This is a genomic window from Ectobacillus ponti (genome assembly GCF_024294785.1).
Classification (GTDB): domain Bacteria; phylum Bacillota; class Bacilli; order Bacillales; family Bacillaceae_G; genus Ectobacillus; species Ectobacillus ponti.
Map to the genome: position 1 here is coordinate 1 of NZ_JANCLT010000118.1, position 520 is coordinate 520.

Annotated in this window: 1 pseudogene; it reads left to right on the forward strand. The window is 48.3% G+C overall.

What is annotated here, in order from left to right:
• Positions 1-520, forward strand: a pseudogene (locus NK662_RS24830) (hypothetical protein); the annotation flags it as partial.

The following is a 520-nucleotide window of genomic DNA, read 5'->3' on the forward strand; positions in this document are numbered from 1 at the left end:
CTCTGGCTAGAATGGTGATTGGAGGAGCAACAGATACTCAAAATGGTTTCCATGATGTTGATCGAACTGCTCGTAGGGCTGAGGAACCATCGAATACTGCCGTAAATGGAAGAGTGCAAGGTGCTTCCCCTGGAACTAATGAAATTCCCGCTGTTAGTACCCCTGGAGAAGCACAACCATCTTGTGCTGAAGCAGCTGGTGAGAATGATGCTGATGCTGATGATGAGGGTGAGGAAAGCGCACAAAGGTCTACCGAGGACAGTGAAAATGCATCTGAAGCTGGTGAAGATGCCTCTGGTAGTGAATCTGGTGATGGTGAAGAGTGTTCTCGAGAAGATCATGAGGATGAGGAAGATATGGATCATGATGATCAGGATGCCAAGGCTGAAAGTGAGGGTGAGGCAGAAGGAACAACTGAGACACATGATGTGGAAGGGGGAATATCACTCCCGCTATCGGAACGCTTTCTACACTCTGTAAAACCACTTGCCAAGCATGTACCCACAGCTTTACATGACCG